This window comes from Amycolatopsis sp. NPDC004747, from assembly GCF_053601335.1.
This window is the reverse complement of the sequence record NZ_JBSGBQ010000011.1, coordinates 109,999-131,073: the sequence shown is the minus strand read 5'-3', so window position 1 is coordinate 131,073 and position 21,075 is coordinate 109,999. Positions and strand designations below refer to the sequence as shown.

The following is a 21,075-nucleotide window of genomic DNA, read 5'->3' as shown; positions in this document are numbered from 1 at the left end:
CAAGGGGTAACACGGTAGCCTCGGCGGCGTGGGCGACAAGCAGGCGTTCCGCTTCCACGGCGGCCGTCCGTCGGTGGACTTCACGGCCACGGTCGGCATGCGGTGGCGCGACGGCGGTTTCGAGCGCCTGCCCGATCCCGCGGCGCTGGGCCGCTGGTTCACCGAAGCGGGCCTGACGCCGGCTGACCCGCCCTGCACGGCGGCCGACCTCGCGGCGGCGCGCGAGCTGCGGGAGGCCGTCTACCGCTTGATGCGGGGCCGGCTGTCCGAAGAGGACCTGGCCACGGTGAACCGCTGGGCGGCGCAGCCACCGCCGGTGACTGCCCTGCACCCCACGCCGGCCGGGCTGCGGACGCGGCTGGTGTCGGCGACGGTGCCGTCGTTGCTGGGGTTGCTCGCCGCGGACGCGGTCGCGGTCCTCGGCGGTGAGGCCGCCGCCCGGGTCCGGGAGTGTGCGAATCCCGAGTGCTCGCTGCTGTTCCTCGACACTTCGCGGGCCGGTGGGCGGCGCTGGTGCTCGATGGGCGCGTGCGGGAGCCGCGAGAAGATGCAGCGGTACCGGGCCGCCGACCGGGCTTAGGGCCGGGTCACCCGCAGGGTCGGTGCCCCCGCCGCGTCGCCCGCGGGATCGCCGATCACGACGGAGAAGCCCGGTGTCTCGACCACCAGCCCGTCCGGGGACACCCGCACCCCGGCCGTGAACGGGACGTCCTCATGCGGGCCGTACCGGACCGCGAAGACCGACGATCCCGGCGGCGAACCCGGCAGCGGGCCGGCCAGGACGTGGTTCGTGTCCGTCACCCGGTGCCAGCCCTCGTCCGGATTCCCGTACCCGCGGGGGTCGTCGGCCAGGGAGAACGCCAGCTGCTCCTGCGTCAGGCCGATCGTCTCCGGGCTGTTGAAGTTCGTCTCGCCCGCCGGCGGGTTCACCACCCTCAGCGACGCGCCCGACGTGATGGCCAGGCTTCCCGCGAGGAGCGTGCCGTCCGTCTCCAACACCGCGCCGGGCGTTTCCAGCGGGAACGGCTCTCCATCCGGCGCCGCCACCGTGACGATCTTGCGTTGGCCCTCGGGGGTTTCCTCGACGTACGGCAACCCGGCCAGGAACTCGCACCCGGCCACCGGGACCACCGCCAGCAGCGTCGTCCGGTGCTCCTCCACCACGAACACCTGCTGGACGCTCAGCATCACCTGCTCCCGGGTGACCACCGCCTTGGTCACCAGCCGGGCGGCGACGTCGCCGTCCCGGGCGTCGCGGCTGCGCAGCGGGCCGAGCGCGCGGGTGAGCAGCGTGCGCCCCAGTACCGGGCCGATGCCGTGCTGGCCCGCCAGCACCGGCTCGATCACCACCGCGCGGCCGGCGTCGATCAGGTACGGCGTGTGGCTGCCCGTCAACGACACCGACGCGGCTCGGTGGCGCAGCGAATACGGGGTCGTGACCGGGAACGCGGGCGCCCGGTGCCACTTGCTGTCGTCCTGGTACAGCCAGACCGTGGTGAACGCGAAGTGCCCGCTCGGCGCGCCCGTCCGGGCCTGCGGGTAGTAGGCGACGCGGCGGTCGGACAGGTACCGGCCGAGGTCGGTGGCCAGGTGCGCGCCGAAGTAGCGGAGGCCGAGCAGGCCTTCGGCGCCGCAGTGCTGCTCGCTGTAGCGGGGCCCGCCGTAGTCGAAGCCGCGGGCCGACAGGCGGCAGTCGAGGTGGCGGGCGAGCTCCGCGCCGTCGTCGAGGAACAGCCGGTCGGCCGTGACCCGGTGGGCCTGGGCCAGGAAGGACAGCGAGATCGGCAGGTAGTTCTGGTCGTGGCCGGCGCCGTGCTCGGCCGGCAGCGCGAAGCCGCGGTCGGTCACCCGGGACGGCCGGATCACGTCCGTGTACAGCCGCATGGCGGCGGTGGTGACGCGGTGGCCTTCGCGGTCACGGGACACCCGGTCGAGGTGGCGGCCGAGCATCAGGCCCGCGACGACCGCGCCGAGGGCCTGGTTGCCCGTCTGCTGGGGGTTGAACACGCTCGCTTCGGTCAGCCAGCGCCAGTACCCGAGCGCCAGCTCGGTCACCTCGGCGTACCGGTCGCCGGTGAGCAGGCCTTCGCCGAGGTCCAGGACGTTGACCGCGTGCAGCATCGCCCACACCGTGCTCGGCCAGTCGCCGAAGGGGTGTTCGCCTTCTCCGGGCATATACCGCGCGTACGGCAGGCCGCTGTGGCGGACGCGCAGGAACGGCTCACCGGGGTTGTCCGTCCGGAACACCCGGTGCGCCAGGAAGAAGTCCAAGCCCCGGCGCACCGCGTCGGTGAGCTCCGGGTCGTCGGCAACGCCGCGCCGCGCCGCCAGGCAGAGGAGGGAGATGACACCGAGGCCCATGTCGCCGATGTCGTCGTCGGCCGCGGGGTCCTCGAAGTTGCCGTCGTGTTGCTGCGCGGCGAGCGCGTCGGTGACCGCGGCGGCCAGGACGGCGTCGAGGTGGGCGGGATCGTCGGGCAGGTCGTGCGAGCTGGCGTGCTGGCTCGGCAGCAGGATCGGATCCATCTGCTTCGCGGCCTCCCTGCCGTCCTGGGCACCGGACCGGTCGACGTGGTCGGGAAAGCGCTTTCCCAAACCCCTTGCCTCGAGGGGAGCGGAAAAACCGGGGGATGCGGCTGGGACCCGCACTTGGTTAGGTAGTAAACAAACGAACCGTTACGTTGTCAACGTGCCGGGGGAGCGGCGGGGTTCGTTCGACAGTTTCACTGCGGGGAAAGCAGGTACAGATGGCGAAATCGGGCATCGGTGACCGTGCCGGCGAGGTCTTCGCCGCGCTGGCCGCCGCCGGGCAGGCCACCCGGCCGCAGCTCGCGGTGGCCTGCGGGCTGTCGAAGCCGACGGTCTCCCTGGTGGTGGCCGAGCTGGAAGCCGCGGGGCTCGCCGAGCGCAGCGGCAGCTCGTCGGGGACCACCGGGCGGACCGCGGCGATCTACCGGCTGGGCCCCCGGGCCGGGTACGTGCTGGCGGTGGACCGCGGATCCACCCAGGTGGCGCTGCGGGCGACCCGGCTCGACGGCGAGCTGCTCGACGAGGACCAGACGGCGCGGCCGGCCGCCGCGGAAGCCATGGTGAAAGCCGTGCTGCGCCGCGGGAACGGGCGCGGTCCGCTCCGGGCCGTGGTGGTCGCGGTGTCCGATGTGGTCTCCCCGCCCGGCCGCGGCGAGCCGGCGACCATGGCCAGGGTCCGCGACGCGGTGGCCTCGCTCGGGCTGCCCGGTGGCGCGCCCGTGCACACGGAGAACAACGTCAACTGCGCGGCCATCGCCGAACTGGCCGAAGGGGCGGGCCGCGCCCGCGACAGCTTCGTGTTCCTGCAGGTCGGCGTGGCGATCGGGGCGGGGGTGGTGCTCGGGCGCCGGCTGGTGCGCGGGGCGAGCGGCGCGGCGGGGGAGGTCGCGCGGCTGGCCTACCCCTGGGCGGACGACCGGCCGCCGGTCCGCGACGCCCTGGAAGCGCGGCTCGGTTCGCGGGCGCTGCTGCGGCGCGCCCGCGGGCGCTGGGCGGGCCGTCCGGACCCGGCGCCGCGCACGGCCGCCGCGCTGTTCGCGCTGGCCGAGAAGGGTGACGCCGTCGCGCTCGAGATCGTCGCGGAACACGCCGAAGCCGTCGGGAACCTGGCCGCGTCGATCTGCGCGGTCGTCGACCCCGGCCTGGTCGTGCTGGGCGGCGGGGTGGGCCGCAACAAGCTGCTGCGGCCCGGTGTCGTCGCCGCCGTCGAGCGGCTGAGCTGGCCCGCCGACGTCGTGGTGAGCGAGCTGGGCGCCCGCGCCACCGTGCTCGGGGCGGCGCACCTGGCCAGGGAGAGGGGGATCCGTGCGGTGCTGGCCGAGGGGTGAACGACTGGCCGTTGACAGCGGCTGAGCGCCCTGCCTAGAGTGCCGAGAAAGCGCTTCCAGCTCCCTGGGACGGAACCACTGGAACCGCGTGCGTCGGAAGAAGTGCCACGGCGGCCGCCCCGTTTCGCGGAGCCGCCGGTCCACGCTGGAGTCCCGGGAGCAGCCGATGTCAGCCGAAGCAGCAACGCACCCGATCGAAGCCGGGAGCGCGCCGCCGGCGAAACCCGCGCCCGTCCGCCGCCGCCGCCGGAAACGGCACAAGGACAACTGGGCCGCGTACGCCTTCCTGATGCCGTGGTTCCTCGGGATCTTCGGGTTCGTCCTGCTGCCGATGGGCTACTCGCTGTACTTGTCGCTGACGAAGTTCGACCTGCTGAGCTCGCCGCAGTGGGTGGGCTTCGACAACTACCTGGCGCTGTGGCAGGACGAGAAGTTCCTCCACTCGGTCAAGGTCACGCTCACCTACGTCGCCGCCTCGGTGCCGCTCAAGCTCGCGGCCGCGCTCGTCGTCGCCGCGGTGCTGAACCGGGGCCTGCGCGCGCTGGGGTTCTACCGCTCGGTCTTCTACCTGCCCTCGCTGCTCGGCGCGAGCGTCGCGGTGTCGGTGATGTGGCGCCAGATCTTTTCGCAGCAGGGCCTGCTGAACCAGGTGCTCGGCATCTTCGGCGTCCGGGGCGCGGACTGGATCGGCGACCCGCGGTTCGCGCTGTGGACGCTGGTGCTGCTGTCGGGCTGGCAGTTCGGCACCCCGATGCTGATCTTCCTCGCCGGGCTCAAGCAGATCCCCCGGGAACTCTACGAAGCCGCGGAGCTCGACGGCGCCGGCCGGATCCGGATGTTCTTCCGGATCACCGTGCCGATGCTGTCGCCGGTGATCTTCTTCAACCTGGTCCTGGAGACGATCAACGCGTTCCAGACGTTCACCCCGGCCTACGTCGTCAGCGGCGGGCAGGGCGGGCCGATCGACTCGACCATGCTGTACACGCTTTACCTCTACCGCAAGGGCTTCTCCAGCCTGCAGATGGGCTACGCCTCGGCGATGGCGTGGGTCCTGTTCGTGGTGATCGGGCTCTTCACCGCGCTCTACTTCGCGTCTTCACGGCGCTGGGTCACCTACGCGGACTGAAAGGACCGAAATGGCCGTCAACCTCAAGGCACCGGCGAAGACCCACTGGCGCGCGCACGGGGTGCTGCTCGCCGCGGTCGTCGTGATGATCTACCCGCTGGTGTGGCTGGTCGGGGCGTCGTTCAAGCCGGAGAACCGGATCTTCAGCACGCTCGACCCGATCCCGTGGCACTTCACCTTCGACAACTACCTGAGCGGCTGGACGGCGACCGGGACGTCGTTCACCGGCTACCTCGCGAACTCCGCGACCATCGCGCTCTGCGTGGTGATCGGCAACATCGCGTCCTGCTCGCTCGCGGCCTACGCGTTCGCCCGGCTCGACTTCGCCTTCCGCAGGATCTGGTTCGGGCTGATGCTCGGGACGCTGATGCTGCCGTTCCAGGCCACCATGATCCCGCAGTACACGATCTTCTACAAACTCGACTGGATCAACACGTTCCTGCCGCTGGTGGTGCCGCAGCTGCTCGCCTGCGACAGTTTCTTCATCTTCCTCATGGTCCAGTTCATCCGGGGCATTCCCCGCGAACTGGACGAAGCGGCGGCCATCGACGGCGCGGGGCACGCCCGCGTCTTCTTCTCGGTCATCCTGCCGCTCCTGCGCCCGGCCCTGCTGACCACCGGGGTCCTGACGTTCATCTGGACGTTCAACGACTTCCTGCGCCAGCTGGTCTACCTCTCCGACAAGTCCCGGTACACGGTCCCGCTGGGCCTCAACTCCTTCATCGACCGGGCGAGCGGGTCCAGCTACGGCGGGATGCTCGCGATGTCGGTGGTCACCCTCGTCCCGACGGTCGCGGTGTTCCTGATCTGCCAGAAACGGCTGGTCGACGGCGTCGCCAACACCGGCATCAAAGGCTGAACCCCAACAGCAGAAAGTGAGACCGCGATGGCACAGCACCTGTCCAGGAGGGGGTTCCTCGGGATCGCCGGGGCGGGGGTGGCCTCGGCCGCGCTCGCCGGGTGCGGTTTCGCGCCGCCCAGCACCGGCGGGTCCGGGGGCGGGAACAACGCCCTGACCTTCCGCTGGTGGGGCGGCAACGCCCGCAACGACGCCTACCAGAAGGCGGTGAAGATCTTCACCGACAAGACCGGGATCGCCGTCACCACGCAGTACTCCGGCTACGACGGGTACTTCGACAAGCTGAACACCGAGTTCGCCGGCGGCAACCCGCCGGACATCTTCCAGATGGACACCGCGCTCATCAGCACCTACGCCGGCCGGAACACGCTCACCGACCTGGGTACCTACATCCCCGCCACGATCGGGCTGGACACCCTCTACGCGCCGCTGCGCATGGCGGGTGCCGTCAAGGGCAAGACCTACGGCGTCCCCTCCGGCTCCGGCAACGCTCCCGTGCTCTACGACAAGACCGTTCTCGACCAGCTCAAGATCTCCGCGCCGACCAACGACTGGACGTGGGAGGACTTCGGCACCATCGCCGGCGAGATCTCCAAGGCCTGGGGCCCGGACAAGTACGGCGCGCTGGACGCGTCGAAGGACGATTCGGGCGCGCTGCAGCCGTGGCTGCGCCAGCGCGGCAAGGACCTCTACACCCCCGACCAGACCCTCGGCTTCGGGCCCGAGGACCTGACCGAGTGGTTCACCTTCTGGGACGGCCTGCGCAAGTCCGGCGCGGTCTGCCCGCCGACACTGCTGAGCAACACCGACGCGGCGACCGGCACCCACCCGCTGATCACCGGCCAGATCGCGATGACCACCGGCTGGGGCCTGGCCCAGATGCAGCCGCTGACCCAGCACGAGCTCAAGCTCGTCGTCGTGCCGCGGGCGAACGGCAAGACCGGCCAGGCGCTGTCCGGCGGCGTCCTGCTGTGCATCCCGGTGAAGAGCAAGAACGCCGAGGGCGCGGCCAAGCTGATCAACTTCTTCCTCAACGACGACGACGCGATCAAGACGATGAAGCTGCAGCGCGGGCTGCCGCCGTCGGACAAGGCGAAGAACCTGCTCGCGCCGACCGCCTCCGCCCCCGAGAAGGCCGACATGGACTTCGGCGAGTACGTGGCCGCGGAGGTCGCCAAGGACGGCCTGCCCACCGCGCCGACCGCCCCGCCGGGCTACGGCGACGTCAAGACCGCGCTCGACTCGGCGGCCAAGCAGATCGCGTTCGGCAAGATGTCGATCGCGGCCGGCGTGACCCAGTTCTTCAGCGACGCCAAAAACGCCCTCGCCAACGCCAAGTAGGAGAACTGTGCGCATCGACGCCGTGCGGGGCACCGACCTGTTCGTCGGCACCGCCGCCGCGGCCCGCCAAGTGGTCCGGGTGACCTTGAGCGGGCCGCGGGGCCCGGTGCGGATCCGCGTCGAGGGCAAGCGGGTGTCCACACCGGAGCCCGTCACGGCCGACGTGCACCCGGACGGTGTCACCGTGGAAGTCGGCGTGGTCTTCCAGGCACCGGAAGGCTCCGAACACCGGGTCACCGTGGTCGCGGAGTCGGCCGGCCGGCGCGTCACGGCGGAGGCGGACCTCGTCGTCGCCGAGACCGGCTGGACCATGTGGATGGTCTCGCACTTCCACTACGACCCGGTGTGGTGGAACACCCAGGCCGGCTTCACCGACACCTGGCTCGACCTGCCGCTCGCGCAGGAAAAGCGGATGCACTTCCAGCGCTCGGCGTTCGACCTCGTCCGCGCGCACCTGGAAGCCGCCCGCGACGACGAGGACTACCGGTTCGTGCTGGCCGAGGTCGACTACCTCAAACCGCACTGGGACGCCTTCCCCGGCGACCGCCACGACCTGCGCCGGTTCCTCCGCGACGGCCGGATCGAGCTGGTCGGCGGCAACTACAACGAGGCCGACACGAACCTCACCCACCCGGAGTCGACCATCCGCAACGCCGTCTACGGCGTCGGTTACCAGCGGGACGTCCTCGGCGGCGACCCGCGCTCGGCGTGGATGCTCGACGTCTTCGGCCACGACCCGGCCTACCCGGGGCTGATGGCCGACGCGGGCCTGGAGTCGAGCGCCTGGGCGCGCGGGCCCTGGCACCACGTCGGGGCGAAGCGGCACACCGGCGACATCGGCCGGATGCAGTTCCCGTCGGAGTTCGAGTGGCTCTCGCCCAGCGGTCGGGGCCTGCTCACCGCCTACATGGCCGACCACTACGTCGCCGGCTGGGGCATCGAGCGCCAGGACACCCTCGAAGAGGCCATGGCGGAGGCCTACCGGCAGTTCAGCACGCTGCGGCAGGTCGCCGCCACGCGCAACGTGCTGCTGCCGGTCGGGCACGACCACAACATCCCCTCGCGGTTCTGCACCGAGATCCACCGCGCCTGGAACGCCCGGTACGCCTGGCCGCGGTTCGTCGTCGGCCTGCCTCGCGACTTCTTCGCCGCGGTCCGCGCGGACGCGGCGGCGCGCGGCACGGCGATCAGCGTGCAGACCCGGGACATGAACCCGGTCTACACCGGCAAGGACGTCTCCTACATCGACACCAAGCAGGCCCAGCGCGCGGCCGAGGTGGCGGTGCTCGACGGCGAGCGGGCGGCCACCCTCGCCACCCTGCTCGGGGCGCCGTACCCCCACGAAGCTCTCGACAAGGCCTGGCGGCAGCTGGTCTACGGCGCCCACCACGACGCCGTCACCGGCACCGAGTCCGACCAGGTCTACCTCGACCTGCTCACCGGCTGGCGCGAAGCGGCCGACCGCGGCGGCGAGGTCCTCGACGGCGCGATCGCCGAGCTGGCCCACCACGCCGACACGGCCGGGGACGGCGTGGCCGTCTTCGTGCTCAACACGCTGTCCTGGCCCCGGGACGCGATCACGTCGGTGACCGTGGCTCCGGGGACCACCGGCGCACGGGTGGTCGATCCGGACGGCCGTCCGGTCCCCGCCGTCACCGACGCCGTAGTGCGGGACCTTGACGGTTCCCTGGCGGAGATCACGCTGACGTTCCTGGCCACGGCCGTGCCTGCGCTGGGCTACCGGGTCTACCGGGTGCTCGACGCGGACACCGTGCCGCCCGGCTGGACGGTCCGGCCGGGGCCGCCGTCGATCGAGAACGACGTCTTCGAGGTCGAAGCCGACCCGGCGCGCGGCGGTGCGCTCAAGCGCGTCCGCGACCGGCGCAGCGACCGGGAACTGCTGCGGGACGGCGGGCTCGCCGCCGCGCTGGTCGTGCAGGACGAGCACGCCGAGCACCCGGTGTGGGGCGAAGGTCCGTGGCACCTGCTGCCGAAGGGACCCGGCCACGGCCCGGGTGCGGCCGAGGTGGTCGTCGAGACCAGCCCGGTGGGGGAGCGGCTCGTCGCCACCACGACGCTGGACGACCTGCGGATCACCCAGCGCACGACGCTGTGGCGCGGAGTGTCCCGAGTGGACGTCCGCGCGCACGTCGACGGGTCGCTGGGGCAGGACCGGCTCCTGCGGGCCGGTTTCGGCTTCGCCGTCCCCGGCGCGCTTCCGGTGGCCGAGGTCGGCTTCGGCGCGATCGGCCGCTCGTTCGGCTTCCCGGACGTCGACGCGGCCGAACACCTCTGGACGCTCGACACGCCGGCCCACACCTGGGCCGGGCTGTCGGCGACCGCCCGCATCGCGCTCGGCCACGACGACGGCACCCGTGTCCTGCACGCGATCGGCGTCGCCGAAGTGGTCGAACCCCTCACGCCCGGGCTGGAGGTCCGGGGGTTGGTGGCGGCGCTGGCCGCGAAGGGCGTGACGGCGACCTGCACCCGCCCCGGCGGTCCGCGTTACGGCGCACTCGACGCCGACTCGAACCTGCCCGACGTCCGGATCGTCGTCGGCGCGGACAACCCGTACGCCGCCGAAGTCCTCGCCGCCGAGCCCCGCTACCGGGACACCCTCGAACGCCACGGCCGCGTGTTCGTCCCGGCCACCCGGACCCGGCGCGAAGCCTGGATCCCCGACGCCGACCTGCGCGGCCCCCGGGACCTGCCCGTCGTGATCATCGACGACATCCGGGCCGCCATCGCCGAACTGCGCGCGGAAGCCACCCTCGACGTGCGGGTTCCCGACGGGACGGCCGGGACCGCCGAACCGGCCGACAGCTACTCCGTCGCGGTCGTCAACCACGGCACCCCCGGGTTCGTCGTCGATCCGGGCGGCACCCTGCACCTGTCGCTGATGCGCTCGTGCAGCGGCTGGCCCAGCGGCGTGTGGATCGACGGTGAGCGCCGGACCGCGCCCGATGGCTCCAGTTTCGCTTGGCAGCACTGGACCCACACGTTCGACTTCGCGATCGTCGCCGGGGAAGGGGACTGGCGCGACGCCGGCTTCCCGCGTCGCGCCCAGGAAGCCGCGCACCCGCTCCGGGCCCGCCCGGTGCCGTCTGCCGCGGGCACGCTCCCGGCCACCCTGGGCCTGATCGCCGTCGACCCGGCCGAAGTCGTGCTGACCGCGGCGAAACCCGCGGGCAACCCCCTGGCCTCGGGCTCGCCGGTCCTTCCCGCGGACGCGCTCACGCTGCGGGTGTACGAATCGACCGGGGCTCCGGCCACGGCGTCGATCGCGGTGCACGGGGGAATCCGTTCGGCTTGGCGCACCGATCCGCTCGAAGAACGCGGCGAGCCGCTCGCCGTCGACGACGGACGCGCGCGCGTCGAACTGGGTGCCGCGGACGTGGCGACCCTCCGGCTGGAACCCGTCGCCCGCCTGGGAACCGGCCGGGACGTCGCCACGGAACCGGTGCAGCCGGTCCACACGCGGTACTGGCTGCACAACGAAGGCCCGGCGCCGGTGGGCAACCTGCCGGTGAGCGTGCACGTGACGCCGACCCGGCTGAGCCCGGCCGACGGGCGGGTCCGGTTCGACGTCACGGTCAGCTGCAGCGGGCGCCCGGCCCGCGGCCGCGTCGAGCTCGAGCTGCCACCGGGGTGGCGCACGGAACGGACCCCGGACCTCGGTTACGACCTCGAGCCGGGGGAGTACGCGAAAACCACGGTCGAGGCGCGGGGGCCGGAATCGCCCGGCCGGTACCTGCTCGCCGCCCGGATCACCGACGATCGCGGGCAGCTCCTCGAAGACACCGCCGAAATCCTGGTCGGGACCCCACTGCCGGGTGACGACCTGGTCGCGGTCGGCCTCGCGGAGGCGGTCGTCGTGGCACCGGGCGGGCAGGCCGAGCTGCCGGTGACGCTGGAAAACCTGGCCCAGAGCGAGATCCGGGGCGGAATCGCGGCGATCAGCCCGTTCGGCACCTGGGGCACCGAGGTGACGATCGGCCCGCGGGCCCAGCCGTTCCGGCTCGCCGCGGGTGAGAAAGCGGTGGTGCCGATCACCGTCCGCGCCGGGCACACGGCCCGGCGCGGGGCGCACTGGTGGGTCTTGGTCCGGGTGGCCGCGCACGGCCGGCTCGGGTACAGCCCCGCCGTCGAAGTCCGGATCGAGTGAATTCGTCGAATTCGCGGTACCTCCGCAAAAGATCAGGTTACTGCCGGGCGAATTACTCCGGACGCTCCTTGACCCGGATCGGCCCGGCGCTGATCATTCCCGCAGCGATTCCCCGTGCGCTTTTCCGGCGCCTCAACAGGAGAACCCAGTGAGCCTCGCGCCCTTGGACCGGCGGACCTTCCTGCGCTGGTCCGCACTCGTCCCCACCGTCGCCGCCCTGCCCGCCGTGCTCGGCGTGCCCGCATGGGCGGAGGAGACGGCGGCGTTCGTCGACTCCTACCGCACCAACGTTCCGGCCAACCACACCGCGGAGACCAACGCGGCGGTGCGGATCCTGAGCGGGATGCAGGCGCTCTGGCGCACCGGGTCCACATGGGACAGTGGCGTCGTGCTCGACGCGGCGGTGCTGCGCGCGAACGTCCGCCACTGCGTCACCGTCACCCGCGCCCGCACCGACGCCGAAGCCAAGCGGGCGTTCGTCCACGACCGCCAGCACCAGTCCTACGCCGCCATCGGCGGCCTCGGCCCGCTCGCCGAGCTCTACCGCAGCGGCGCCAAAGCCGTCACGAGCATCACCTCCGCGCCCGAGGGCACGCCGGCGGCGAAGATCGACGACGCCGTCCCGGCGAACGCCCCGGCGGGCTCGGCGCTCGGCGCCGGTGCGCACGACTCGGAGCTCGGCCTGGTGGCCACGCTCGTGGACACCGTCCGCGGCACCTGGGCCTCGGGCAACCCGAGCAAGAACGCCTACCAGTACCCGCGGCCGTGGCGGCTGACCGCGGACAGCCGGGTCGAGGACACCGGCCGGGTCGACGCGCTCGGGTTCCCGGTCTACCGGTCCGACGTGGTCGTCGCGCCGCAGCTGCTGCGGCAGCGCAGCACCACCCCGGCCGAAGACGGCGGCTTCCCCAGCGGCCACACCAACGCGTTCCACCTGGCCTGCCTCGCGCTGGCCTACGCGGTCCCGGAGCGGTTCCAGGAGCTGGTGGCGCGGGCCTACGACCTGTCCGACACGCGGATCGTCGCCGGGATGCACTCGCCGGTGGACGTGATCGGCGGCCGCACCCTGGCCACCGCGCTCACCGCGGCGACGCTCGCCGACCCGGAGAACGCTCCGCTCAAGGCGGCAGCGCGCGAACAGGCCCTGAAGTACTTCACCGCGAAGACCGGCACGACGCCGGACACGCTGTTCGCCCGCGCCCACACCGGCGCCGACGAATACGGCGACCGCCGGGCCAACGCCGCGATGGTCGCGCGCGGGGCGACCTACGGCCTGCCGGACCGCGGCGCGCGCACCGCGATGCGCGTCCCCAAGGGCGCCGAGGTGCTCCTCGAGACCCGCCTGCCGTACCTGGATGCCGCGCAGCGGCGGGAAGTCCTGCGCACGACGGCGTTCCCGGGCGGGCACCCGCTGCTCGACGGCCCCGAGCTCTGGGGACGGCTGAACCTCTTCGCGGCGGCCGACGGCTTCGGCGCGTTCGACACGAGCGTCCGGGTCACGATGGACGCCGCGCGCGGCGGGTTCGGCGCGAACGACAGCTGGCGCAACGACATCGGCGGCGACGGCGGCCTCGTCAAGGCGGGCACCGGGACCCTGACGCTCGCCGGGGCCAACAGCTACCGCGGCGGCACCCGCGTCGAGGCGGGCACCCTGGTCGCCGCGACGCCGGGCGCACTGGGCACCGGCGACGTCGAACTCGCCGGCGGCACCCTGCGCGCGTCCGGGCTCCGGATCGGCGGCTACCACCAGACCGGCGGCACGCTGTCCGTCGCCGCCGGACCGGCGCTGGTCGTGCGCGGCGAGGCCACCCTGGAGCGCGGCAGCGTCCTGGAGCTGCGGATCGACGGCTCCTGCCCGTGGCACGAGGTCGACGTGCTCTGCGCGCGGCGGCTGCGCGGGCGGTTCGCCGCCGTCCGGACCGACCGCCCGGGGTACCGGGTGGTTCCGCGATACACGCCCACCGGTTTGTCCGTCCGAATCCTGCGGGAGTACCAGTGAGAAAACGCATCGCCGCGTTGGCCCTCGCCGTCACGGTGTCCACAGTGGTCAGTCCGGCCGCCGCGCACGCCGACGCCGGCGGCGGCAGCTTCTCGGTCCTGGCCTACAACGTCGCCGGCCTGCCCGAGAGCATCTCGAGCGCACCGACCCCGCGTGACCCCGCGACGACGGCGATCGGGCAGCGGCTCGGCCCGTACGACGTCGTGCACGTCGAGGAGGACTTCAACTACCACGCGAAGCTCTACGCCGCCGACAACCACCCGTACCGCACGCCCACCAGCGGCGGCGCGGGCATCGGCAGCGGGCTGAACACGCTGTCCTCGCTGCCCTACGACGTCGACGACTTCGAGCGCGTCCGCTGGACGTCCTGCCAGCTCGACTCCGGCGACTGCCTGACCCCGAAGGGCTTCACCTTCATGCGGGTGCGGCTGGCCGAAGGCGTGTACGTCGACTTCTACAACGCCCACACCAACGCCGGGACGAACGACGGCGACGAGGCCTCGCGCGCGTCGAACCTGGCGCAGCTGACCGCCTTCATCCGCTCGCACTCGGCGGGCAATGCGGTGGTCGTCATGGGCGACACCAACACGCGCTACACCCGCGCGGCCGACACGATCGCCCAGTTCGGGGCGGACAACGGCCTGACCGACGCGTGGGTGAAGCTCGTGCGCGGCGGTGTCGCGCCGGCGCCGGGCAGCCCCGACCTCGTGTGCAACCAGCAGGCGCCCACCAACGACTGCGAGGTCGTCGACAAGGTGCTCTACCGCGGCAGCAAGCTCGTCTCGCTCGACGCGACCTTCTACAACAACGAGCACGCCAAGTTCCTCGACGACGCCTCGGGCAAGATGCTGTCCGACCACGACCCGATCACCGTGCGGTTCACCTGGACCCGCAACCCGGCGCTGCAGCTGTCGGAGCAGTACGGCGGCCCGCACGGCGACTACTTCACCGACGTCCCCGCGGTGCCCGCGGGCGCCCGGGTGCGCACGCTTTCCCTGCGCGGCGGCAACCGCGTCGACCAGGTCGGGCTGACCCTGGAGAACGGGACCACGCTGACCCACGGCGGCACGGGCGGGACGGCGGCGTCGCTGACCCTCGGCACCGGCGAGTACGTCACGACGGCGACCCTGTGCCAGGGCAAGTACAGCGGCACGACCCGGATCTTCTCGGCCCGGTTCGCCACCAACCTCGGCCGCGTCCTCGCCGGCGGCTCGACGACCGGCGACTGCGTGACCCGGACCGCCCCGGACGGCTGGCAGATCGCCGGCTTCCACGGGCGGACCGGCAACGAGGTCGACAAGGTGGGCTTCGTCTACACGCAGCGGTAGTCGCCGGCGGCGCCCCTCGGCGCCCCGCGGTCCGGCACCCCCGGACGGCGGGGCGTCACGCTGTTCAGCAGCTCTTCGGCCACGGCCATGGTGGGCCGGGCGTTGGGATCGGGGTGGAGCAGCGGCAGCACGGCTTCGGTGAGCGGGTGGCGCTGCGCAGTACCCGCTCCACCGCCCATCTCACTGCACGTTTCACTGCCCACGGCGGCGTAGAGGGTGGCGCCGAGGGAGTACACCTCGGCGGGGAAGTCGGGGAAGCCGCCGTCGAGCACCTCGGGGGCGAGGAAGGCGCGCAGGGGCCGTCCGCCGCTCGCGATCGCGGCGTGCCCCGCGGCGGAGACGACGACGTGATCCGGGTCGACGGCGGCGTGCAGGACGCCTTCGTCGTGCGCCGCGGCCAGCGAGGCGGCCAGCTGCGCGCCGAACCGGGCGACGAGCCCGGGTGCGAGCGAACCGTGCTCGCCGAGCAGCTCGGTCAGCGTCCGCGATCCGGGGTACTCGAGCACGAGGTAGGTGGTGCTGTCCTCGTCGACGACGTCGCAGATGGCCGCCCGCGGCGCGGGGATGGTGGGCGCCACGGGCGGCTCGTCGAACAGCGGCTTGACGGCGACGAGCCGGTCGAGCCGCTCGTCCTGGGCGTGCCAGACCGGCGTCCCCGACCCCGCGGGGCCGAGCAGCCGGTACCGGTCACCGATCAGTGTCCCTTCGCGCGTCACGTCGCTGTCCCTCCGTCGTCCACCGTCCTACCGGGAGATACGGCCGGAACACGAATCCGGTTCGCTTGATCGACTCGATTTCCCGTTCGTGACAAACAACCGCCGGTGACTGCGCACTTTCGACGGATTGTTCACCCCGGCCCTTGACGGGCCCGCGCCCCGGTGGCTAGCTTTTTGCGAAACTCCTTCATGTTTGGGGCCGCCATCATGCGCATGCTCGTGGCTTTGCTCACCGCCGTGGCGATGACCTCCGGCGTCGTCGCCTCCGCCGGTGCCGAAGGCGTTCCCGCGCACCGGCTGACCGTGCGCGGTTCGGCTTTCGTCGACGAGTACGGCCGCGAAGTGGTGTTGCGCGGCTTCAACGTCTCGGGCGAGACGAAGCTCGCTGAAAACGGTTTCCTGCCCTTCGCCAACGCGGCCGACGCGCGCCGCTCGGCCCAGTCGATGCGGGCGCTCACCGGCGCGAACGCCGTGCGGATCCCGATCGCGTGGGCCGGGACGCAGCCGGTGCGCGGGCCGGTGAACACGCAGTACCTGGGCGCGCTGGCCGACCAGATGAAGGCGTTCCTGGACGAGGGTTTCACCGTGCTGCCGGACTTCCACCAGGACCTGTTCTCCCGCTACCTGTTCAACCGCGGCAGCTGGTACACCGGCGACGGCGCGCCGAAGTGGGTCGTCGACCTCGGCGGCTACCCCGCGGAAAGCTGCGGCATCTGCGCGCACTGGGGCCAGAACATCACCCAGAACGGCGCGGTCCAGGACGCCACGAAGGACTTCTGGCACAACGCCCGCGGCGTCCAGGACGAGTTCGTCGGCCAGGCCGTGCAGACGATGGCGTACCTGAAGGGGAACCTCAGTGCCGCCCAGTTCGCGGGCATCGCCGGGATGGACCCGTACAACGAGCCCTTCGCCGGGCGGTACGACCAGGGCCAGGACAGCAAGGCGTGGGAGCAGAACGTGCTGTGGCCGTTCTTCGAGCGCTTCCGCGACGCGATGGATTCCGCCGGCTGGCAGGACAAGCCCGCGTTCGTCGAGCCGAACATGTTCTGGAACGCCAACATCTCCTTCCAGCTCCACCCCGGCGGCTTCCAGGACACCGGCGTCATGGGCCCGCGGTACGTGTTCAACACGCACTTCTACGACCAGCTCGCCCAGTCCGGGGTGTTCATGCCGGGCAAGGCGGGCGACGGCCAGTACAGCGGCGCCTTCGGCACGGTCCGGGACCGCGCGGCCGCACTGGGCACGACGGCGATCGTCACCGAGTTCGGGCACCCGATGACCGGGTACACCTCGGACAAGACCCCGACCGTGGACAAGGCGATGTACCAGGCCCTCGACTCGCGGGTGTCCGGCGCGAACTGGTGGCGCACCCCGGCGCAGTCGGGCCCGGTGCTGTCGGCGACGCAGTGGCAGTGGGACATCTACAGCGGCCGCCACCACGAGCTGATGAACGACAACCCGGACAAGGTCAAGACCGACGGCGACGCCTGGAACGGCGAGGACTTCTCCTCGGCCCGCACGGCGGACGACGGAACCGTCCAGCTCCGCCAGGACGCGCGGCTGCTCGACCGCCTCTACCCGGCCGCGGTGGCCGGGCACACGCTGGCGTTCACCTACGAGGACCGCTCGCGCGACGGCAGCCAGACGCTGACGTGGAACCGGATCCCGTCGACGATGCCGGCGACGGCGGCACTGACCGGCGCCGGGCGCTACGGCGTTCTGGTGTGGCAGGGGACGGACGCGGGGGCGCCGACCGAGCTGCACGTCCCGGCGGGGCTGACCCCGACGGTGGTCACGGACGTCGCTTCGGTCACCCGGGTGGGCGACCGCCTGCGTCTCCCGGCCACCCCCGGCCTGCACTACGCGCTGATCGCGGAACCGGCGTCGGCGCCGACCGCGGCCCAGCTGGCGGCGGTCCGCGCGGAGCTCGCGGCCTGGGCGCCCACGGCCGTCCGTTAACGCAGGGTCGCGATCCCGGCCAGGAAGATGTCGACGCCCGCGAGGAACTGCTCGCGGTCGTCGTGCTCCCGCAGGTGCGCCGCGGCCTTGTGGACGAACGGGTACTCGTCCGGGTCGAGGGCAGCCCATTTCGCCGACACGGTGGCGAGGAACGCCGAGCGGTCCGCCTCGTCGGCGGCGAGCAGCCGGGCGTTCGCGGCGTTCTGACCGGCGACGCCGAGGACGTAGTTGACCAGCGCGCCCGCGGCGTCGAACAGGGCTTCCGCGGGGACCTCGAGCGCTTCGAGCAGCCTCCCGATGCGCTCGTAGATCTCCATCAGCGCGGGCCGCCAGGGTTCCCGGGACAGCTGGGCGCCGACCCAGGGGTGAGCGTCGATCGCGTCGAACAGGCCCAGTGACACGGTGCGCAGGGCTTCCCGCGGCTCGCCGCCGTCCGTGGCGCCGGCCGTGGCGCCGGCCGTGGCGCCGTCTACGACGCGCGCGATGACGGCGTCGGTCGCCGCCGCGAGGAGGTCGCTCTTGTTCGCGACGTGGTGGTAGATGGCGCCGTAGCCGGTCGAGAGGCGCGCGGTGAGCGCGCGGAAGGTCAATGCGGCTTCGCCGCCGTCGTCCAGGATCGCGGCCGCCGCCTGCACGATCACTTCCTTGGACAGCCCGTCCGTGCGCCGTTTCGCCATGGGCCGATCATCGCATGGTTGGAACGGCGATCCAAACTCGTGCTACGGTGGCGATTGGAACGGCAATCCAATCGGAGGTGACCATGACTGTCACGATCATCGGAGCCGGCCTCGGCGGGCTCGTCCTGGCCCGCGTCCTGCACCGGCACGGCATTCCGGTCGAGGTCTACGAGGCCGAAGCGTCCCCGGCCGCGCGCCGGCAGGGCGGGATGCTCGACATCCACCCCTGGAACGGCCAGCGGGCGCTCGAAGCGGCCGGGCTGACCGAGGGGTTCCGGGAGCTGGTCCTGCCCGGCCGCGAGTCCTCCCGCGTCGTCGACTCGGGCGGCACCGTGCTGCTCGACCGGCCTGACGACGGCACCGGCGAACGCCCCGAAGTGCAGCGCGGCGAGCTGCGGCAGCTGCTGCTCGGCTCGCTGCCGCCCGGCACCGTCCACTGGGGACACAAGGTCGCCGGGGCGCGCGCACTCGGCGACGGCCGCCACGAGGTGCGCCTGGCCGACGGCGGCAGCTTCGTCACGAGCCTGCTGGTCGGCGCGGACGGCGCCTGGTCGAAGGTCCGCCCGCTGCTTTCCGGTGCCACTCCGGAGTACGTCGGCGTCACGGTCGCCGAGACCTTCCTCTTCGACGGCGACACCCGGCATCCCGCCGCGGCGAAGGCCGTCGGCGCGGGGGCGCTTTACGCGTTGGCGCCGGGGAAGGGCCTCGTCGCGCACCGCGAAGGCGGCGGGACCCTGCACACGTACGCGCAGCTGTTCAAACCGCAGGACTGGCTCGAAGGGGCCGGCCCCGAGACCGTGACGGCCCGGGTCGCCGAAGAGTTCGACGGCTGGGCGCCCGAGCTGACCGCCCTGATCACCGAAAGCGACACGCCGCCGGTGCTGCGCCGGCTCTGCACGCTGCCGGCCGGGCACCGCTGGGACCGCGTCCCGGGGGTGACGCTGCTCGGCGACGCGGCCCACCTGATGCCCCCGAACGGCGAAGGCGCCAACCTGGCCATGCTGGACGGCGCCGAACTCGGCGAGGCGCTCGCGGCCCACCCCGGCGACGTGGAGCGGGCGCTCGCCGAATACGAGGAAGCCATGTTCGCGCGGGCGGCCGCGGAGGCGGCGGACGAAGACATCTACGCGATCATGTTCGGCGACGACGCCCCGCGCGGCATGGTCGCCCTGCTGGCCGGGGCGTAGCTACCCGGCGCCGATGCCCGCTCCGATGCCGTCGAGCAGGAAGTTCAGGCCGATGCGGAAGGTCTCGTCGGCGTCGAGGTGGGCGGCGTCGCGCACGACCGTCTCCAGCGCGGGGAAGCGGCCGGTGGCGAACATCCGCACCAGGTAGGGCCCCAGGGTGGCCTGCCACTGCCGCTGGTCCATCCCGCTGGCGCGTTCGGCCCGCCGCTCGGCGATCTCGCGGCGGACCGCGCCGATCACGTAGGAGTCGACGGCGGCGACCATCGGCATCACCACGTCCACGTCGACGCCGTCCAGCGCGGCCAGCACCGCCTCGCCCCTGGCCAGCGCGTTCGGGCCGAGCTGGGGCCGTCCGCCCGCCAGGTCGGCGAACCACTCGTGCCGGTGCACGGCCTGCCGGGTGGCTTCGGCCGCCGAGGTCAGCACTTCCCGCCACCCGGACCCGGCCGGCCGGATCTCGGCGTGGACCGCGTCGACCATCAGGTCGAGCAGCTCGTCCTTGGTGTCGATGTAGCCGTACAGCCGCATCGGCCCGACGTCCAGCGCGGCGGCGATCTTGCGCAGCGAAACGGCTTCCAGGCCGGCTTGATCGGCCAACTCGACCGCGGTCCGGACGATCAGGTCCCGGCTCAGCGGGGCCGGCGCCGGCCGGGTTTCGGGCTCCGGCCGCTCCCACACCAACATGGGGTGACAATACATCGGCTGCTGCGATACAGTGTATCGAGACGTACGGCGTATCGGAAGGGGAAGCATGCGCATCGCCATCGTGGGAGCCGGCATGGGCGGGCTGGCGCTTGCCCGGGTCCTGCACGTGAAGGGCATCGAGGCCGTGGTGTACGAGCGCGACGCTTCGCGCGGCGCCCGCCGCCAGGGCGGCATGCTCGACATCCATTCCGGGCAGCGGGCGCTGCGCGAGGCCGGCCTGCTCGAGGAGTTCCTGTCGATGGCCCGTCGCGAAGGGCAGGACATGCGCCTCCTGGAGCCGGACGGCACCCTCCTGCTGCAGGAGGACACGCCCGAGGACGCGCCGATGGCGCGGCCGGAGATCGACCGCACCGACCTGCGCGACCTGCTGCTCGGCTCGCTCCCCTCCGGAACGGTCCGCTGGGGGCGAGCGTTCGAGCGCGCCGAAGAGGGCGTCCTGCATTTCGCGGACGGCGGCAGCGCGCGGTACGACCTGCTGGTCGGCGCCGACGGCGCGAACTCCCGGGTCCGCGCCCTGCTCACCGACGCCCGCCCGGCCCACCTCGGCCAGAACGCCGTCGAACTCGCGATCTCCGACATCGACCGCGCCCACCCGGACCTCGCGGCCATGGTCGGCCGCGGCAACTACTGGGTCTTCGGCGAGGGTAAATCCCTGTCCGCCCAACGCAACGGTGACGGCAGCGTCCGCATCGGCGTCAGCTTCTACAACACGGGCGAGGACTGGTTCGCCGCCGGCGGGATCGACTTCGACGACCCGCCCGCCGCCCGGGCGCGCGTGATCGAGCTCCTGGCCGGCTGGGATCCGGCGATCACGGCCCTGATCGCCGCGGCCGATGACACGGTCGTACCGCGCACGCTCACCGCGCTCCCACCCGGCCTGACCTGGCCATCGAACCCGGCGGTCACCTTGATCGGCGACGCGGCGCACCTGATGCCCCCGGTGGGGGAGGGGGCGAACATGGCCCTGCTGGACGGAGCGTTGCTCGGCCTGGCGCTGGCCGCGCACCCGGGAGATTCCGGCGCGGCGGTGGCGGAGTACGAGGCCGAGATGTTCGAGCGAACGGCCGCGGCCGCCCGCATGTCGGCGGACATGCAGGAGCTGCTGATGTCCCCGGACGCCAGCCGCAGGCTGCTCGAGTTCTTCCAGCCGCGGTGA

The 21,075-nt window shown here is 72.5% G+C and carries 15 protein-coding genes; 11 read left to right on the top strand and 4 right to left on the bottom strand.

The genetic code is table 11. From position 1 onward, the window contains the following. Positions 1 to 28: 28 nt before the first annotated feature. The gene (locus ACWEGE_RS19625) at positions 29 to 580 is read left to right on the top strand and encodes a CGNR zinc finger domain-containing protein (protein WP_449661874.1); all 552 of its coding nucleotides are present in this window, start codon (positions 29 to 31) and stop codon (positions 578 to 580) included. On the opposite strand, the gene ACWEGE_RS19620 is transcribed toward ACWEGE_RS19625, so the two are convergent. Continuing rightward, positions 577 to 2,526 (bottom strand): hypothetical protein, encoded by a 1,950-nt coding sequence (locus ACWEGE_RS19620; protein ID WP_449661873.1) that lies wholly within the window; start codon positions 2,524 to 2,526, stop codon positions 577 to 579. The two genes, ACWEGE_RS19625 and ACWEGE_RS19620, sit on opposite strands and share 4 nt — an antisense overlap. A 221-nt stretch (positions 2,527 to 2,747) precedes the next feature. Between ACWEGE_RS19620 and ACWEGE_RS19615 the strand changes: the two genes are divergently transcribed. The 7 genes from ACWEGE_RS19615 to ACWEGE_RS19585 all read left to right on the top strand — a co-directional run bounded on the left by ACWEGE_RS19615 (position 2,748) and on the right by ACWEGE_RS19585 (position 14,675). Beyond that, positions 2,748 to 3,857, top strand: coding sequence for an ROK family protein (locus ACWEGE_RS19615; protein WP_449661872.1), 1,110 nt, complete (start codon positions 2,748 to 2,750; stop codon positions 3,855 to 3,857). Between the two features lie 166 nt (positions 3,858 to 4,023). Then, positions 4,024 to 4,983, top strand: a complete 960-nt coding sequence (locus tag ACWEGE_RS19610; protein ID WP_449661871.1) for a carbohydrate ABC transporter permease — start codon at positions 4,024 to 4,026, stop codon at positions 4,981 to 4,983. Positions 4,984 to 4,993: 10 nt separating this feature from the next. Beyond that, the gene (locus tag ACWEGE_RS19605; RefSeq protein ID WP_449661870.1) at positions 4,994 to 5,842 is read left to right on the top strand and encodes a carbohydrate ABC transporter permease; all 849 of its coding nucleotides are present in this window, start codon (positions 4,994 to 4,996) and stop codon (positions 5,840 to 5,842) included. Positions 5,843 to 5,869: 27 nt separating this feature from the next. Continuing rightward, positions 5,870 to 7,183 carry an ABC transporter substrate-binding protein gene (locus tag ACWEGE_RS19600; protein ID WP_449661869.1) on the top strand — a complete coding sequence of 438 codons (1,314 nt, stop codon included), beginning with the start codon at positions 5,870 to 5,872 and terminating at the stop codon, positions 7,181 to 7,183. 7 nt (positions 7,184 to 7,190) lie between these two features. Further along, entirely contained in the window at positions 7,191 to 11,348 is a 4,158-nt protein-coding gene (locus ACWEGE_RS19595; protein ID WP_449661868.1) for a glycoside hydrolase family 38 N-terminal domain-containing protein, read from the top strand. 148 nt (positions 11,349 to 11,496) lie between these two features. After that, on the top strand, positions 11,497 to 13,347 hold the full coding sequence (locus tag ACWEGE_RS19590; protein WP_449661867.1) for a phosphatase PAP2 family protein: 1,851 nt from the start codon (positions 11,497 to 11,499) through the stop codon (positions 13,345 to 13,347). After that, entirely contained in the window at positions 13,344 to 14,675 is a 1,332-nt protein-coding gene (locus ACWEGE_RS19585; RefSeq protein WP_449661866.1) for a jacalin-like lectin, read from the top strand. The genes ACWEGE_RS19590 and ACWEGE_RS19585 overlap by 4 nt, the downstream gene beginning before the upstream one ends. Here the strand turns inward: ACWEGE_RS19585 and ACWEGE_RS19580 are convergent. Next, the gene (locus ACWEGE_RS19580) at positions 14,660 to 15,391 is read right to left on the bottom strand and encodes a protein kinase domain-containing protein (RefSeq protein ID WP_449661865.1); all 732 of its coding nucleotides are present in this window, start codon (positions 15,389 to 15,391) and stop codon (positions 14,660 to 14,662) included. The two genes, ACWEGE_RS19585 and ACWEGE_RS19580, sit on opposite strands and share 16 nt — an antisense overlap. A gap of 207 nt (positions 15,392 to 15,598) precedes the next feature. Here ACWEGE_RS19580 and ACWEGE_RS19575 point away from each other — a divergent pair, with 207 nt between their 5' ends. Then, positions 15,599 to 17,350 carry a cellulase family glycosylhydrolase gene (locus ACWEGE_RS19575; protein WP_449661864.1) on the top strand — a complete coding sequence of 584 codons (1,752 nt, stop codon included), beginning with the start codon at positions 15,599 to 15,601 and terminating at the stop codon, positions 17,348 to 17,350. On the opposite strand, the gene ACWEGE_RS19570 is transcribed toward ACWEGE_RS19575, so the two are convergent. Beyond that, a complete protein-coding gene (locus ACWEGE_RS19570) occupies positions 17,347 to 18,027 on the bottom strand; it encodes a TetR/AcrR family transcriptional regulator (RefSeq protein ID WP_449661863.1) in 681 nt (226 codons plus the stop codon). The genes ACWEGE_RS19575 and ACWEGE_RS19570 overlap by 4 nt on opposite strands. Positions 18,028 to 18,110: 83 nt before the next feature. On the opposite strand from ACWEGE_RS19570, the gene ACWEGE_RS19565 reads away from it, so the two are divergent. After that, on the top strand, positions 18,111 to 19,214 hold the full coding sequence (locus ACWEGE_RS19565; RefSeq protein ID WP_449661862.1) for an FAD-dependent oxidoreductase: 1,104 nt from the start codon (positions 18,111 to 18,113) through the stop codon (positions 19,212 to 19,214). On the opposite strand, the gene ACWEGE_RS19560 is transcribed toward ACWEGE_RS19565, so the two are convergent. Continuing rightward, positions 19,215 to 19,898, bottom strand: coding sequence for a TetR/AcrR family transcriptional regulator (locus ACWEGE_RS19560; protein WP_449661861.1), 684 nt, complete (start codon positions 19,896 to 19,898; stop codon positions 19,215 to 19,217). A 67-nt stretch (positions 19,899 to 19,965) separates the two neighbouring features. On the opposite strand from ACWEGE_RS19560, the gene ACWEGE_RS19555 reads away from it, so the two are divergent. Then, positions 19,966 to 21,075: an FAD-dependent oxidoreductase gene (locus ACWEGE_RS19555; protein ID WP_449661860.1), complete on the top strand. Its 1,110-nt coding sequence runs from the start codon at positions 19,966 to 19,968 to the stop codon at positions 21,073 to 21,075.